Below are 15895 nucleotides of genomic sequence, written 5' to 3'. Positions count from 1 at the left end.
GGCATGTAGATTACTCGAAAAAATATAAATAGAGGAAACGATGGCGAATTATAGCACCAACGAGTTCAAGGGCGGCCTAAAAATTATGATGGACGGCGAGCCTTGCAGTATCTTAGAAAATGAAATGGTAAAACCTGGTAAAGGTCAGGCGTTTAACCGTGTTCGTATCCGTAAACTTATCTCTGGTAAGGTGCTTGAAAAAACCTTTAAATCGGGTGAATCAGTTGAAGGTGCTGATGTAATGGATACAGATTTAGCGTATCTATACACAGACGGCGAATTTTGGCATTTCATGAACAACGAAACATTTGAGCAAATTGCTGCTGACGAAAAAGCACTAGGCGATGCAGTTAAATGGTTAGTTGAAAATGACTTATGCACAATTACATTATGGAACGGCAGCCCTATTGCTGTTACACCACCTAACTTTGTTGAGCTTGAGATCACTGAAACAGATCCTGGCCTTAAAGGTGATACAGCCGGTACTGGTGGTAAACCAGCAACGCTTAGCACAGGTGCTGTGGTACGAGTTCCATTATTCGTACAAATTGGCGAAGTAATTAAAGTAGACACTCGTAATGGTGAATACGTAAGCCGCGTTAAGTAAGTTTTAACGTTGTTTAATAAAATCCTGGCTTTAATGCTGGGATTTTTTTTGGAGAAAATATGTCAGCAGATCTTTGGGCCCCAAGCGCAAGCATTGAAACACTAAAACAACGCGCAGCGATATTACGTAGCATCCGTGAATTTTTTTATGCACGTGATGTTTTAGAGGTAGAAACTCCAAGCTTAAGTGCTGCCAGTGTAACCGATGTGCACTTAGCCAGTTTTAATACCACATTTGTAGGCCCTGGCCATGCTGGTGGCCTTCCTCTGTTTTTACAAACATCTCCAGAGTTTGCTATGAAACGCTTGTTAGCAGCAGGCTCAGGCGCTATTTTTCAGCTTTGTAAAGCATTTAGAAATGAAGAAGCGGGTAGACATCACAATCCCGAATTTACAATACTGGAATGGTATCGCCCAGGCTTTGACGAATTTGCACTTATGGATGAAATGGATGAGCTAATGCAGCTTGTTTTAGATGTTGAACCTGCAACTAGATTTACCTATCAAAAAGCGTTTGAACAAGCACTCGGGCTTGACCCGCTAACAGCGAACATAGAGCAGTTAAAGCAACTTGCGTGTGAGCATGGGTTTGCTGATATAGCCCAAAATGAAACGCATAAAGATACCTTACTGCAATTATTATTTTGTATGAAAGTGGAGCCAACAATAGGACAAGATAAGCCATGCTTTGTGTATCACTTTCCAGCTTCTCAAGCGGCACTAGCGCAAATTTGTGAACACGATGAGCGAGTAGCAGGGCGCTTTGAGCTTTATTATAAAAATATGGAATTAGCGAATGGCTTTAACGAACTTACAAATGCCAGTGAGCAAGCTAAACGTTTTAATGAAGATAACACATACCGCGCCAACAACGGTTTAAAACAAGTACCAATGGATACGCGCTTAATTAAAGCGCTGGAGCATGGATTACCACAATGCGCAGGGGTTGCTTTGGGAATTGATAGGCTGGTAATGCTCGCAACAAACAAAGAGAAAATTAAAGACGTAATCGCGTTTGATGTGCAAAGGGCGTAATGCCAACCCTGTAGGCAAGCACAGCTTGCTGGCGCGTTAAAGCGAAGCTTTAAGATTTCTTTATATGATTAATTTAAGTAATTAGAAGCTTCGCTTCTCACGTGAGCAAGCTCTACGTCTACAACACCGCCATAAAATTGAACTCGGTGTTTTAAATACCCTGTAGGCGTGCAGCTTGCTGACGCGTTAAAGCGAAGCTTTAAAAAAGTTGTTCGATTATATGTCGTTTATATTTGGTTTAAAGTAATCAGAAGCTGCGCTTCTCACGTGAGCAAGCTCGACGGCTACAACACAGCTATAAAATTGAACTCGGTGTTTTAAATACCCTGTAGGCGTGCAGCTTGCTGACGCGTTAAAGCGAAGCTTTAAAAAGTTGTTTGATTATATGTCGCTTATGCTTAGTTTAAAGTAATTTGAAGCGTTGCTTCTCACGTGAGCAAGCTCGACGGCTACAACACAACCATAAAATTGAACTCGGTGTTTTAAATACCCTGTAGGCGTGCAGCTTGCTGGCGCGTTAAAGCGAAGCTTTAAAAAGTTGTTTGATTATATGTCGCTTATGCTTGGTTTAAAGTAATTAGAAGCGTTGCTTCTCACGTGAGCAAGCTCGACGGCTACAACACAGCTATAAAATTGAACTCGGTGTTTTAAATCCCCTGTAGGCGTGCAGCTTGCTGACGCGTTAAAGCGAAGCTTTAAAACGTTGTTTAATTATATGTCGATTATACTTAGTTTAAAGTAATTAGAAGCTGCGCTTCTCACGTGAGCAAGCTCGACGGATACAACACAGCCATAAAATTGAACTCGGTGTTTTAAATACCCTGTAGGCGTGCAGCTTGCTGACGCGTTAAAGCGAAGCTTTAAGATTTCTTTATATGATTAATTTAAGTAATTAGAAGCTGCGCTTCTCACGTGATCAAGCTCTACGTCTACAACACAGCCATAAAATTGAACTTGGTATTTTAAATACTCTGTAGGCGTGCAGCTTGCTGACGCGTTAAAGCGAAGCTTTAAAAAGTTGTTTTATTATATGTCGATTATACTTAGTTTAAAGTAATTAGAAGCTGCGCTTCTCACGTGAGCAAGCTCGACGGCTACAAATAAAAACACCGCGTTTAAATTAAACGCGGTGTTTTTTATTGCTTGCTGAAATCTTTCATTTGAAAGTCAACGGCTGTGTTTTACAGATTAAGCGTAAACGTAACACCTGCTACGCGAGGCTCGCCTAGTTGTGTGTATGTATGCGTTGCGTAACCATCTTGTGGGTCATTACCAAATTCAAAGCCACGTGTTGGGACTGTTTCGTCAAACACGTTCCGAGCCCATGCGCGTACAGCCCACATGTCTGCTTCATAGCCAAAACTTAAATTAACTAAGTTGCTGCTTGGCGCTTGTGAGTTATGGCTATCTGAGAAATAGTAATCGTCTTTCCCTTCAACACCAACCATACCGTAAAACTCACTTGTAAAGTTATAGCGAGCAGTAAACGCATACTGGTATTTAGGTGATTGTGCTTGTTCGCGGCCGTCTTGGTTTAAGCCTGACTGCGTTACAAAGTCGTCTATTTCTGTATTTAGGTAGCCAGCACTACCCGTTAAAAATAAGTTATCAGTTAACTGGTAACTACCTTCAATTTCAAGTCCGTAATTACTGCCAGAGCTGGCATTATCAACATAACCAGTAAATTGCTGACCTTCTACTTGCCATGCTTTTAACTGAATATCATCGCGGTGCATGTAAAATGCAGCTAAGCGAAGCGTAAATTTATCATCAAGCGATGAGCCCTTAACACCAAACTCACCACTCCATAAATATTCTGGGTCGAAGCTCGTATGCTGCTGGAAAAAATCAGCGCTTAGGTTTAATCCTTCATCTTTCGCTTTAGCCAGTGCTTCTGAGTTTATACCACCAGCTTTATAACCACGGGTGATACTTGCGTAGATCATTGTGCGATCAATGACTTGATACTCTAGCGCAACTTTACCGCCAACCATTACGTCGTCAGTATCTTGTATAAAGCCGTTACTGTCGGTGTAGTCACCTTGATATTGCTCTACACGTAAACCTGTAATGAGTGTTGTTTTAGGGCCAACAGGAGTCGCTAATTGTCCGTATACTGCAACATTACTTGTTTCGTAAGTTGAAGAAAATGGGCTTGCTAACCATGTGTATTGGCGCTCTAAATCAACATCACGGTTTTGGTAATAAATACCTGCAACCCAGTTACCTGTTTTAGAATTAAACTGTAAATCTACAGATTGATCATCGCGATCGCGGCTATAGAGATCGGTTGAGCTGTATCCATCTGGATGTAAGCCCGCAGCACATAGCTGTGGCTCGCTTGCATCATTACAACCCCAGTCTTCATCAAAACTATAAAGCAGCTCGGTATCAATAGCCGATAGATTTAGGTTTACATCAAATAAATCAAAACCCGTGTAAGTATTATTAATACCTATTGCGTAGCTTTCTTGAGTATCTTGGCCTGGTTCATCGGCTACACTATTGCGGCTGTTATCAAGCGTAAACGCATCGTAGCCGTTGTTTATATCAATATAGTGAAGATTTAACTCAGTATTTAAATGCTTTGTAAGCTGACTGTTTATTTTAAAGCGGGCTACTTGTTCGTCTTGATTTTGTGTTTCGTCATTTAAATACAGATTATCTACGTAACCATCTGACTTTCTGCGAAAGTAGCTAACGCGTGCGCTAGTGTCATCTGTTAAGCCTGTGCTTGCTGCAATGCCTGCTTCGCGGGTGTTGTATGTGCCAGCACCTACTTGTAATTTTAAACTTGGATCGCTCGTGGCTTTAGCTGAACCCATTTGGATCATACCAGCCATACCGTCTGCACCAAAGCGTGTACCTTGTGGGCCACGATAAATTTCTACTTGGTCTATATCAAATAATAATGAGCTGCCACCAAGACCAGAATAGTTAATACCATCAATAACTAAGCCTACAGATGGATTAATAGGGTCTACAAATTGTGAGCGAAGTCCCACGCCACGAATTTGGATGTAACGACCACGCGACGCACCAGATGCAAAATTTACATTGGCGGCACTGCCTAACATTTCGTCTAAGTAACTTGCACCACGTTGATTAATTTCATCTTCGCTGAATAAGCTCGCACTCGCGCTTAAAGTTTGAATGCTTTCGCGCTGAAAATCGCCGGTTACAACAATTCTTTCCAGATCGCTGTCATCAGCATGAGCTACAAGTGGTGCACCAATCAGCGGTAAAAGTGCGGCAGTAATTAAAGACAAACGTAAGTTCATTGGGTTACTTAACTCCATTTTAGGGACTCGTATGGTAGCAATTATTTAAACACATGTGCTATAAACGCGGCAATTATACGTTAAATAATCAGGATTACTAATATGGACTTTAAAGTTGACTTCAAAGTACGTGATTACGAATGTGACTTACAAGGTATCGTAAATAACAGTGTTTATTTTAATTATTTAGAGCATGCTCGCCATGAATTCTTGTACGCACACGGTATTGATTTTGCTCAATTAGCGAAAGATAAAATTAACCTAGTCGTGATGCGCAGCGAAATGGACTATAAACATTCACTACTACCAGGTGATGAATTTTATGTGGCTGTGGAGCCGCAGCGTATTAGTCGTTTAAAATTTGCGTTTAAGCAAACGGTTATACGTAAAAGCGATGAAAAAGTAATGCTCAATGCACTGGTTATAGGTACCTCTGTTAATGAAAAAGGTAGACCGTTTTTACCAGAGCAAATAGATAACCTATTCAAAACTACAACTTAGTGCTTAACAGAACAACTTTTAAACTATCATAGAACAAAAATTTACATTTAAAACATGCATTTTTAACGGATAAACAGCATAGAAATTGTTACAATTGCATTAATTAGACAATTAGTTAGTAGTAACATGAAATTAGCAGCAATACCGATGCTTGTAATCGGTTTATGTGTAGGTTGCGCATCAACAGGGACAGTTACCACTGAGCAGCTAAAATACACCCAATGGCAATTATCACGAGTTGATGGTTTAGCAATTCCTCCTTCTTTTAAGGCATCAATGAGCTTTATTGAAGCACTGCAAGTAAATGGTTTTGCTGGCTGTAACAAATTTTTTGGGGAAGGTTCGCTTGAAGACAGCAGCCTAACCGTAAGTAAATTAGGTATGACGCGTAAGTCGTGCGGCGAAGAACTCGATGAGTTTGAGCAGCAGTTACTGCAAGCCTTAAAGCAAGGTGCAGAGCTTAAAATGCAAGACCAGCAATTGGTCATGCAAGGCGAGCAAACATTTGTGTTTATTCCTAAGTAATTTTAAATTTTTAAAAAACAGCCCCTTGCGGGCAGTTTTTAACTGACGTACACTCAGCGCAGATTTGTTGGATAACACCTTCAAATCAACGAACAGAATTTATATCAATACTTGTCGGAGTGCCAAAGCTAAGTAATTAGTTTGTGGCTGAGATCGCGAAAGCGGGATCCGTGAACCTGATCAGGTTAATACCTGCGTAGGGAACAAGCTGCCTAAATAAGGACGCTTGTGCGTCTTTTTTTATGCGCACAATAAAGTGATTTTGATTATTTTAGGCTGCAAAGTAGCATGTACGCTACTTTACGATCTTTCTCTATTCCTCGGAATATCTGACAAGACAACCCTTAAGCAATGAGGCAAGTCATGTCAAATACTACAAATAAAGCATCGCGCCGCGAAACTCGTGCAGCCGCGTCTGAATATATTTATAACTTAACGGGTCAACCGTTCCCAAACTCTCACAAAGTATACGTTGAAGGTACTCAACCTGGTGTGCGCGTTGGTATGCGTGAAATCACGTTAAGTGATACGTTTATTGGCGGCACAGATGAAAACCCTGTTTATGAGTCAAACGATCCGCTACGTGTTTACGATACGTCGGGCCCGTATACCGATCCTAATTTTGAACTTGATGTACGCAAAGGTTTACCTAAGTTTCGTGAGCAGTGGATTGAAAGCCGTGACGACACCGAAGTTTTAGAATCTGTTACTTCACAGTTTTCGCAGCAACGCATGGCAGATGAAGGGCTTGATCATATTCGCTTTGATCACTTACCAAAAATTCGCCGTGGTATCGCGGGTAAAAACGTAACGCAAATGCACTACGCACGCCAAGGCATTATCACTCCTGAAATGGAATATGTAGCTGTTCGCGAAAATATGGGACGTGCAGAAATTCGTAAAGAACTACTTGCAGCACAACATAAAGGCGAGTCGTTTGGTGCGAGTATTCCTGAATTTATCACGCCAGAATTTGTACGGGATGAAATAGCCCGTGGCCGCGCTATTTTACCAAATAATATAAACCACCCAGAAACCGAACCTATGATTGTAGGTCGTAACTTTTTAGTAAAAGTTAACGCTAACATTGGTAACTCATCGGTAAGCTCATCTATTGAAGAAGAAGTAGAAAAAATGGTGTGGTCTACCCGCTGGGGTGCAGACACCGTAATGGACTTATCAACTGGCCGTTACATTCACGAAACCCGTGAATGGGTTGTACGTAACTCGCCGGTACCTATTGGCACCGTTCCTATTTATCAAGCACTTGAAAAAGTAAACGGTGTAGCTGAGGATTTAACGTGGGAAATTTTCCGCGATACGCTTATAGAGCAAGCCGAGCAGGGCGTTGATTACTTTACTATTCACGCAGGTGTATTACTTCGTTATGTACCAATGACGGCTAAACGTGTAACCGGTATTGTGTCGCGCGGTGGCTCAATTATGGCTAAGTGGTGTTTAGCGCACCATAAAGAAAACTTTTTATACACGCACTTTGAAGATATTTGTGAAATTTTAAAACAATACGATGTGTGTTTTTCACTCGGTGATGGACTGCGCCCTGGCTCTATTGCTGATGCCAATGATGAAGCGCAGTTTAGTGAGCTACGCACGTTAGGTGAACTGACTAAAATTGCGTGGAAACACGACGTACAAGTATTTATTGAAGGCCCGGGGCATGTGCCAATGCACATGATTAAAGCCAACATGGATGAGCAATTAAAGCACTGCGATGAAGCGCCATTTTATACTTTAGGCCCGTTAACAACCGATATTGCACCAGGGTACGACCATATAACCTCGGGTATTGGTGCGGCTCAAATAGCATGGTACGGCTGTGCAATGCTGTGTTATGTAACACCTAAAGAGCATTTAGGTCTGCCAAATAAAGAAGATGTTAAAGAAGGCTTAATTACTTACAAAATTGCAGCGCATGCCGCCGATTTAGCAAAAGGTCACCCTGGTGCGCAAGAGCGCGATAACGCGCTATCAAAAGCACGCTTTGAGTTTAGGTGGCACGACCAATTTAATATTGGTTTAGATCCAGACCGAGCTCGCGAATATCATGACGAAACCCTGCCGCAAGAATCAGGCAAAGTGGCTCACTTTTGCTCTATGTGTGGCCCTAAATTTTGCTCTATGAAAATTAGCCAAGAAGTACGTGATTATGCCAAAGATTTAGAAACACGTGGTATTGATCCTAATAACGCTGGGGACGCTATCGAGATCAAAATGATTGATGTAGAAGCCGAAATGAAAGCTAAATCTGCCCAGTTTAAGCAAACAGGCTCAGAGATTTACCATAAAGCGGTATAAAGTTGCTTTAAGTTATTAGTCGGGATTAGAGGCAATTGTAGGTGAGGTTTTATACCTCGCTTCTTTAAAAATTGAAGAAGTACGAAGTAAATTCGCACCTACTAATTAACTGCTTTGGAGGTTTTATGTTTTATAACATTGCGGTGGTCGGGTTTGGTTTAGCGGGCAGGTTAGCTGCGCTTGAGCTGAGTAAGCAGCATCATGTCACTATTTTTGAAGCAGACGACGAGCATACACAAAATAGTGCGGGCAAAGTGGCTGCAGCTATGCTTGCCCCACTTGCAGAGTCGGTATTATGCGAGGCTGATTTAGCTTTAATGGGGCTTGATTCAATGAAGCGCTGGCCAGATATTATTGCTGAACTTGAAAGTGAGATTTTTTTTCAGCAGCAAGGTACATTGGTCGTTGCGCATCAGCAAGATAAAGGTGATTTACAAAGCTTTGCACAACGTATAAAACCGTTAGCTGATCACACTGCTGAGCATGTAAATGCTCAGCAAATTACAATGCTTGAACCCGAACTTGCAGGGCGCTTTAATCAAGGCTTATTTTTACCCTGCGAAGGGCAAATAGATAACCACGCATTTTATAAAGCCAGCTTTGCACAGCTTAATAAACGCAAAGTAAAATTTGTGTTTAACCAGCGCGTAACCATTAGCGACAACAAAATAAACAATCGACCCTTCGATTACATTATTGATTGTCGTGGGCTTGGCGCTAAAACAGCTCAAAGTGATAAACCGCTTAGAGGCGTGCGCGGCGAAGTAGCAAGGTTATACGCACCAGAGGTAAGTTTAATCAGGCCCGTGCGCTTAATGCACCCACGTTACCCAATTTATATAGCGCCTAAACCTAACAGTGAATATGTAATTGGTGCGACCGAAATAGAATCGCAAGACAATGGCGCTGCAACCGTGCGCTCAACCCTTGAGTTACTTTCAGCGGCTTATACCGTACACAGCGGATTTGCCGAAGCACGGCTCCTTAATATTCAAACCGGATTACGCCCCGCATTTAGCGACAACCGCCCAGAAGTAACAAAAGTAGGTAATGTAATTAGTATTAACGGCTTGTATCGACATGGTTATATGTTGGCGCCGGCATTAGTGGCGCAAGCAGTTTCGCAAATACAGTAAGAATAGAGTGAGAATAAAATGAACATTACAATTAATGGCGAGCTACTTAATGTTAATAGCAAAGCGCTCGTTGAGGTACTTCAAAGTTTTGGTGCAGCCGCGCCTTTTGCTGTGGCTATTAATAGCGAATTTATTCCACAAAGTCAGCACGGTAACTATGTACTTAATGAAGGCGACAGTGTTGAGTTGCTGTCACCCATTCAAGGCGGATAAAGCTCATGCAAACTAAAGACTGTTTAACTATTTATGGAGAGCAAATAAAGAGTCGTTTATTAATAGGCTCTGCACTTTATCCGTCGCCCGATATTATGACCCAATCACTAACCGCATCAGGCGCTGAAATTGTAACGGTGTCGCTTAGGCGCCAACAAAGTGCAGCAGCAGGCGATGATTTTTGGCAGTTAATAAAAAATACAGGCTTAAAAATACTGCCTAATACCGCAGGGTGCCACAGTGTCAAAGAGGCGATTACACTCGCAAAAATGTGCCGAGAGGTATTTGCCACCGATTGGATTAAGCTAGAGCTAATTGGCGATGATTACAATTTACAGCCTGACCCTTTTGCGCTACTTGAAGCCACAAAAATATTGATTGATGATGGTTTTAAAGTATTACCTTATTGCACCGATGACTTAGTACTTTGCCGGCGTTTAAATGAGCTAGGGTGTGAGGTGCTTATGCCGTGGGGGGCGCCAATAGGCACCGGTAAAGGCTTGTTAAATAGTTATAATTTAAAAACTATTCGAGAGCGCTTACCCAATACTACATTGATAGTAGATGCAGGTTTAGGTTTGCCATCGCATGCCTGCCAAGCACTCGAAATGGGGTATGATGCGGTATTATTAAATTCAGCCATTGCAGGGGCGGGTTGCCCAATTACTATGAGCCGCGCATTTAAAGCCGCAGTAGAAGCAGGGCGCTTTGCATACAAGGCAAAAGCGATGCCTGAAAAAGAAGTTGCAGCCCCATCAACCCCAACAATGGGTATGCCTTTTTGGCATCAGCAGTAAGGAAAGAATATGAATAACGTAGTATGGACAATTGCCGGATCTGACTCTGGCGGCGGTGCAGGTATTCAAGCAGATATAAAAGCAATGCAAAGTTTTGGTGTGCATGGGTGTACGGCAATTACGGCGCTTACTGCGCAAAATAGTTTAGGTGTAGAAGCAATTAATGCAGTCTCTACCGATATTATTGAATCACAGTTACTTGCACTTGAAAAAGACATGAAAGCCAAAGTGATAAAAATTGGCATGCTTGCCAATGTGCAGCAAATTCAGTTGATCAGCGAACATATAAGTCACTATAAAGCTAAGTGGCCTGTGCCTCCCGTTATTGTATATGACCCTGTTGCGATTGCCTCAAGCGGTGATTTACTAACAGAGGAAGACACAGTAAGCGCAATAAAAGAATGTTTACTGCCGCTGGTGGATGTAATAACTCCAAACACACACGAAACACAGTTATTAACGGGTGTGTATTTAATTGGTCCGGCTGCAATTAAAGAAGCGGCAAATAAGTTACTAAGTTGGGGCGCTAAAGCGGTTGTTATTAAAGGCGGACATTGGGATTATCCAAGTGGCTACTGCATTGATTATTGTATTGATAGTAATACGCAAAATGGCGAAGAATATTGGTTAGGCAATCAAAAAATACAAACACCGCATAACCACGGCACCGGATGTAGCATGGCGTCGGTAATTGCTGCGTGTTTAGCTAAAGACTACCCATTAAAAGATGCCTTTATTTTAGCTAAAGCGTATATAAACCAAGGGCTAAAACAGTCGGTACGCTATGGAGAAGGTATTGGTCCGGTTGCTCATACCTCGTTCCCTACTAATTTAGATGACTACCCACAAGTAATTGAGCCAGGTAGCTGGCTGGGCGATGAATTAGATTTTGATGTACCGTTTGATTTTAATATGGCGGCTGATTTTGCGCCTTGTGAAAGTAAATCGCTGGGTTTGTATGCGGTTGTAAATAGTACCGATTGGTTAGAAAAGTGCTTACAACAAGGCATTAAAACAGCGCAGTTACGCGTTAAAAATAAAACACAAGACGAGCTTGATGGGCTCATTAAGCAAGCTGTTGAGCTGGGCAAGCAATATAGCGCACAGGTATTTATAAACGACTACTGGCAGTTAGCTATTAAGCATGGTGCGTATGGCGTGCATTTAGGACAAGAGGATTTAGAGATTGCTAATTTAGTGGCAATTAAAGAGGCAGGCTTAAGGCTTGGGCTTTCTACTCATGGTTTTTATGAAATGCTGCGTGCGCATAATTATCGCCCTAGTTACATGGCATTTGGTGCTATTTACCCAACCACAACAAAAGATATGACAGGGCAAATACAAGGCCTTGAAAAGCTGATTAAATTTGTACCGCTTATGCAAAGCTATCCAACGGTAGCAATAGGCGGTATTGATTTAAGCCGTGCAAAGCAGGTAGCGAAAACCGGCGTAGGCAGTGTTGCCGTCGTGCGTGCGATTACCGAGGCTGATAATTATGTAGAGGCTATAAGCGCTCTGCAAGTAGCCATAAGCAGTGCAAATTAATACTAACAAGGGTAATACTAATAAGGCCGGTAAACGTGAATGAGCTAAGCGATAAAGAAACCCTGCGTTACAGTCGCCATTTATTGCTTGAAGAAGTTGGGCTTGAAGGGCAGTTAACGCTTAAATCTTCAACGGTTGCAGTAGTGGGGGCTGGTGGTTTAGGTAGCCCAGTACTTTTATATTTAGCCGCTGCGGGCGTTGGAATGCTTATTTTAATTGACGATGATGAAGTTGAGCTTTCAAACTTACAGCGCCAAGTGCTTTATAAGATAAATCACTTGGGGCAAAGCAAGGTTGCCGCCGCAGTTAAAGTATTAGCGAGCCTTAATAATCAAATAGACATAGTAACGCATTGCCAAAAGTTAGATGAGAATAATGCAGTTAACATGCTAAAAGGGGCTGACATCGTACTTGATTGCTCTGATAACTTTAGTACTCGCTATAGTGTTAATCGTTATTGTATTGCTAATAAAACACCGTTAATTTCAGGTGCAGCTTTGGCAACTAAAGGGCAGTTAATGGGCTTTGACTTTAGGCAAAGTGATAGCCCATGTTATGGCTGTGTTTTTCCACAGGGCGAAGCTACACCGGTTATTAATTGCAGTAACGCAGGGGTTATTAGCCCGCTACTTGGTGTAATTGGCTCCATGCAGGCGCAACTTACGCTTAACTTATTATTAGGTCACTTAAGTGGCAGTGTATTTATAACGTTTGATGCGCTTACTTTAAAACAACAACACTTCAAAGTGATTAAAGATTTAGAGTGTAAAGAGTGTGGCGTGAAGTAAGCGTTTTAGTTGATGGTTTATAACCGTTCGAAGTTAAGTAATTAGAAGCTTCGCTTCTCGCGGGAGCAAGCTCTCCGCCTACAGTAAATCTAAACTCTCACACCAAACTTGTAGATGCACAGCTTGCTGGCGTGACGAGCAAAGCTCGTAATTACTATATTTTATGTTTTCTCATTTACTCCACTTTTGCCTCTCTTTGTGCAATAAGATCTTAAGTGATTTATTCACAAAGAGGTTTAGAGGGCGCTGCGCTTTAGATAAACCGATGAGTAAGTAAGCTATTAGTTATAAATTAAAAACTGCATTTTTCGTGTAAGCGCCTACAAAAATTAAAAAACCGCGTTTAAATAAACGCGGTTTTTTGATTTCTAATTAACGATTGATTTTAGTCGTTAATTTTTGCAAACGCAGTACCTAAGCGAGTTACCACTTCTGGTAGTTGATCATCCAGTATTTCAGCTTTATTAGCACCCCATGCAAGTACCACAGTAGAGCCTAATTTAAAGCGACCCATTTCTTCACCCTTTTTAAGTGTGATGGCGTTATCGCCTGTGGTTGGGTATTTCCAACTGAATACATCGCTACCTGCTGGTGGTGTTACTGTACCAGCCCAAATAGTTTCGATACTTGCCACTATTGTTGCACCAACAAGTACCATAGCAAGCGGACCAATTTCAGTTTCAAAAATTGCAACTACGCGTTCGTTACGTGCAAATAAGTTAGGCACGTTTTGCGCTGTAAGTGGATTTACTGAAAATAAATCACCTGGCACGTAAATCATTTTACTTAAGGTGCCATCAATTGGCATATGAATACGGTGGTAATCTTTTGGCGCTAAATAAATAGTGGCAAACTTACCGCCTAAAAATGGTGTTGTATCATCTTGTGAGCCGCCTAGTAGCGCTTGCAAGCTGTAATCGTGTCCTTTAGCTTGTATTAGCTGTCCATCAACAATATCGCCTAGCTGGCTGATTGCGCCATCCACTGGATGAATAATAATGTCACTATCTTCTACCATTGGACGCACGCCGTCTTTTAAAGGACGGGTAAAAAATTCATTAAAGCTTTTGTAATGAGCAGGATCTGAATATTGTGCTTCGCTCATGTCTATTTTGTATTGTTTAATAAATAGTTTAATTAACGTGGTTGTTAAAGCGCCCGCTTTAGCAGCAGCTAATTTACCTACTACGCGCGAAATAAAATGTTTTGGCATTGCATACTGCATTGCGATTTTAAATTTGTCTAAACTCACAGTTTTTTCCTAAATTATACGCGAGGTGCGCGAGAACCGGCACGACCATCAGCCATTGTTTCTAAAATTCGGTGGTAGCTGTCAAAGCGCAATTGCGAAATTTTGCCATCAGCTACAGCTTCTTTAACTATACAACCCGGATCGTTTAGATGTTTACAGTCTCTAAAGCGACATCCGCCTATAAATTCTCTAAACTCTTTAAAACACCACGTTACACGATCAACATCTAAATGCCATAAACCAAATTCACGAATTCCTGGCGAGTCGATTAAGTTACCGCCGCTTGGTAAATGGTGAAGGCGTGAAACAGTTGTTGTGTGTTGGCCAAGGCCACTGTTTTCAGATACTTCTTTAGTTAATATTTCAGCATTTGGCAAAACAGTGTTAACGAGGGTTGATTTACCCACACCACTTTGGCCAACAAAAATATTATTTTTATCAACAAGTACTTCTTTTAACTCATCGATTCCATCACCCGATATATTACTAACAAGAAGTACTTTGTAGTCGAGTTTACGGTAGATATCGAGAACCTTTTGTATTTCACTAAGGCCCGCTTCATCAATTAAATCGGTTTTATTAAGCACTAAAATTGGCTCAATGCCCATATCTTCACAGGCAATTAAATAACGGTCGATAATGCTAGGGGTAAACTCAGGCAATACAGCCGATACCATCAGTATTTGGTCAATGTTGGCTGCAATAACTTTTACACCGTCGTAAAAGTCTGGGCGAGTAAGCTGCGAGCGGCGCTCTTGCGTAGCTTCAATTACACCCGCTAAATCACCTTCGCTTACTTTTGCACGGCGAAACAATACTTCATCGCCACACACTAAATTTGATACGGTGCGGCGTATATTACAGCGCAGTACATCGCCATTTTCAGTTTCGACATCGGCGTGTTGGCCAAAACGACTGATCACAATTGCGCTTTCGACCTGACCTAAGTTATCGGTTTGCCATTCTTGCGCCCCTTTTTTAGCAGGTCTTGAGTCTGCGCTATTAATGCGCTTTTGGTGATTGGCCTTGATCTGACGCGATTGGCCTTTACTTAATTTTTTTTGTTTTGCCACTGGAGGCCTATAACCTTAGTTAAATGTCGCTTTTCCTAAAAAAAGCTTTAGCTCGACGGTTGATGCTAATATGATATATCGAAATGCGTTGGATCTAAAGGAAAGCACCGCTTAGGTAATTATGACTATTAATAAATCAAATTTAATTTGGCTCGATCTTGAAATGACCGGACTCGAACCAGAGACCGATAAAATACTCGAAATTGCGACGGTTGTCACTGACGCAGACTTGAATATATTAGCCGAAGGGCCAACTATAGCCATTCATCAAAGTAATGAGCTCCTTGATGGCATGGACGAGTGGTGTACCACTCAGCATGGCAAGTCGGGTTTAACAGCGCGCTGTAAAGCAAGTACCTTTGATGAAACTTATGCTGTAGAACAAACTATAGAGTTTTTAAAGCAGTGGGTTCCAGCTGGCGCTTCGCCAATGTGTGGTAATTCAATTGGGCAAGACCGCCGCTTTATGAATAAGTACATGCGCGAGCTCGAAGACTTCTTTCATTACCGAAATTTAGACGTGAGTACGATTAAAGAATTAGCACGTCGCTGGAAACCTGAAGTTCTTGCAAAAGTGAACAAAAAAGGCTCACACCTTGCTTTGGATGACATTAAAGATTCTATTATGGAATTAAAAGTCTATAGAGAAAATTTCTTTAATTTGTAAAAAACACTTGCAAACACTCCGTATTATTGTAGAATCCTGCCCCGCTCAAGACGATAACCCACGCGGGGTTAGTGTGTTTGAGTGATTGAATTACCATCAATTAATGCGACACTAGCTCAGTTGCTAGAATGTTGAACGCGACCCGTCGCGCACCAACGTT

General features: G+C 41.7%; 14 protein-coding genes and 1 riboswitch. Of the genes, 11 read left to right on the top strand and 3 right to left on the bottom strand.

The genetic code is table 11. The features are described from left to right. Positions 1–40 precede the first annotated feature (40 nt). Positions 41–607: an elongation factor P gene (gene efp, locus GQR55_RS03115; RefSeq protein WP_024596699.1), complete on the top strand. Its 567-nt coding sequence runs from the start codon at positions 41–43 to the stop codon at positions 605–607. Between the two features lie 59 nt (positions 608–666). Next, the gene (epmA, locus tag GQR55_RS03110) at positions 667–1641 is read left to right on the top strand and encodes an elongation factor P--(R)-beta-lysine ligase (protein WP_166419397.1); all 975 of its coding nucleotides are present in this window, start codon (positions 667–669) and stop codon (positions 1639–1641) included. Positions 1642–2822: 1181 nt separating this feature from the next. Here epmA and GQR55_RS03105 read toward each other — a convergent pair. Then, complete coding sequence (locus tag GQR55_RS03105; RefSeq protein ID WP_206012014.1) at positions 2823–4940, bottom strand: TonB-dependent receptor; 2118 nt, start codon at positions 4938–4940, stop codon at positions 2823–2825. Between the two features lie 84 nt (positions 4941–5024). Between GQR55_RS03105 and GQR55_RS03100 the strand changes: the two genes are divergently transcribed. The 8 genes from GQR55_RS03100 to GQR55_RS03065 all read left to right on the top strand — a co-directional run bounded on the left by GQR55_RS03100 (position 5025) and on the right by GQR55_RS03065 (position 12743). Beyond that, positions 5025–5423, top strand: coding sequence for an acyl-CoA thioesterase (locus GQR55_RS03100; RefSeq protein WP_166419396.1), 399 nt, complete (start codon positions 5025–5027; stop codon positions 5421–5423). A 126-nt stretch (positions 5424–5549) separates the two neighbouring features. Continuing rightward, the gene (locus tag GQR55_RS03095) at positions 5550–5948 is read left to right on the top strand and encodes an META domain-containing protein (RefSeq protein WP_331461447.1); all 399 of its coding nucleotides are present in this window, start codon (positions 5550–5552) and stop codon (positions 5946–5948) included. A 105-nt stretch (positions 5949–6053) separates the two neighbouring features. Further along, positions 6054–6168, top strand: a riboswitch (TPP riboswitch). 143 nt (positions 6169–6311) lie between these two features. After that, positions 6312–8264, top strand: coding sequence for a phosphomethylpyrimidine synthase ThiC (thiC, locus tag GQR55_RS03090; protein WP_166419395.1), 1953 nt, complete (start codon positions 6312–6314; stop codon positions 8262–8264). Between the two features lie 125 nt (positions 8265–8389). Further along, positions 8390–9400, top strand: coding sequence for an FAD-dependent oxidoreductase (locus tag GQR55_RS03085; RefSeq protein ID WP_166419394.1), 1011 nt, complete (start codon positions 8390–8392; stop codon positions 9398–9400). Between the two features lie 18 nt (positions 9401–9418). Next, complete coding sequence (thiS, locus tag GQR55_RS03080) at positions 9419–9613, top strand: sulfur carrier protein ThiS (RefSeq protein WP_166419393.1); 195 nt, start codon at positions 9419–9421, stop codon at positions 9611–9613. A 5-nt stretch (positions 9614–9618) separates the two neighbouring features. Continuing rightward, positions 9619–10410: a thiazole synthase gene (locus GQR55_RS03075; RefSeq protein ID WP_166419392.1), complete on the top strand. Its 792-nt coding sequence runs from the start codon at positions 9619–9621 to the stop codon at positions 10408–10410. A gap of 9 nt (positions 10411–10419) precedes the next feature. Further along, positions 10420–11955, top strand: coding sequence for a thiamine phosphate synthase (thiE, locus tag GQR55_RS03070; protein ID WP_166419391.1), 1536 nt, complete (start codon positions 10420–10422; stop codon positions 11953–11955). Positions 11956–11990: 35 nt separating this feature from the next. Continuing rightward, positions 11991–12743 carry a HesA/MoeB/ThiF family protein gene (locus tag GQR55_RS03065; protein WP_166419390.1) on the top strand — a complete coding sequence of 251 codons (753 nt, stop codon included), beginning with the start codon at positions 11991–11993 and terminating at the stop codon, positions 12741–12743. 385 nt (positions 12744–13128) lie between these two features. On the opposite strand, the gene asd is transcribed toward GQR55_RS03065, so the two are convergent. Then, a complete protein-coding gene (gene asd, locus GQR55_RS03060; RefSeq protein WP_197179467.1) occupies positions 13129–13995 on the bottom strand; it encodes an archaetidylserine decarboxylase in 867 nt (288 codons plus the stop codon). Positions 13996–14009: 14 nt separating this feature from the next. After that, positions 14010–15068: a small ribosomal subunit biogenesis GTPase RsgA gene (gene rsgA / locus GQR55_RS03055; RefSeq protein ID WP_166419389.1), complete on the bottom strand. Its 1059-nt coding sequence runs from the start codon at positions 15066–15068 to the stop codon at positions 14010–14012. A gap of 121 nt (positions 15069–15189) precedes the next feature. Here rsgA and orn point away from each other — a divergent pair, with 121 nt between their 5' ends. Further along, entirely contained in the window at positions 15190–15735 is a 546-nt protein-coding gene (orn, locus tag GQR55_RS03050) for an oligoribonuclease (protein ID WP_166419388.1), read from the top strand. The last annotated feature ends 160 nt before the right edge of the window (positions 15736–15895 follow it).

Origin of the sequence: Pseudoalteromonas sp. Z1A8 (assembly GCF_011378855.1) — a bacterium.
Classification (GTDB): Bacteria; Pseudomonadota; Gammaproteobacteria; order Enterobacterales; family Alteromonadaceae; genus Pseudoalteromonas.
This window is presented reverse-complemented; position numbering and strand designations above follow the sequence as displayed.

What these genes read in the sequence shown, in the direction of transcription:
- efp (WP_024596699.1), top strand. Translation starts at nt 41, where the DNA reads ATGGCGAATTATAGCACCAACGAGTTCAAGGGCGGCCTAAAAATTATG.
- epmA (WP_166419397.1), top strand. Translation starts at nt 667, where the DNA reads ATGTCAGCAGATCTTTGGGCCCCAAGCGCAAGCATTGAAACACTAAAA.
- GQR55_RS03105 (WP_206012014.1), bottom strand. Translation starts at nt 4,940, where the DNA reads ATGGAGTTAAGTAACCCAATGAACTTACGTTTGTCTTTAATTACTGCC.
- GQR55_RS03100 (WP_166419396.1), top strand. Translation starts at nt 5,025, where the DNA reads ATGGACTTTAAAGTTGACTTCAAAGTACGTGATTACGAATGTGACTTA.
- GQR55_RS03095 (WP_331461447.1), top strand. Translation starts at nt 5,550, where the DNA reads ATGAAATTAGCAGCAATACCGATGCTTGTAATCGGTTTATGTGTAGGT.
- thiC (WP_166419395.1), top strand. Translation starts at nt 6,312, where the DNA reads ATGTCAAATACTACAAATAAAGCATCGCGCCGCGAAACTCGTGCAGCC.
- GQR55_RS03085 (WP_166419394.1), top strand. Translation starts at nt 8,390, where the DNA reads ATGTTTTATAACATTGCGGTGGTCGGGTTTGGTTTAGCGGGCAGGTTA.
- thiS (WP_166419393.1), top strand. Translation starts at nt 9,419, where the DNA reads ATGAACATTACAATTAATGGCGAGCTACTTAATGTTAATAGCAAAGCG.
- GQR55_RS03075 (WP_166419392.1), top strand. Translation starts at nt 9,619, where the DNA reads ATGCAAACTAAAGACTGTTTAACTATTTATGGAGAGCAAATAAAGAGT.
- thiE (WP_166419391.1), top strand. Translation starts at nt 10,420, where the DNA reads ATGAATAACGTAGTATGGACAATTGCCGGATCTGACTCTGGCGGCGGT.
- orn (WP_166419388.1), top strand. Translation starts at nt 15,190, where the DNA reads ATGACTATTAATAAATCAAATTTAATTTGGCTCGATCTTGAAATGACC.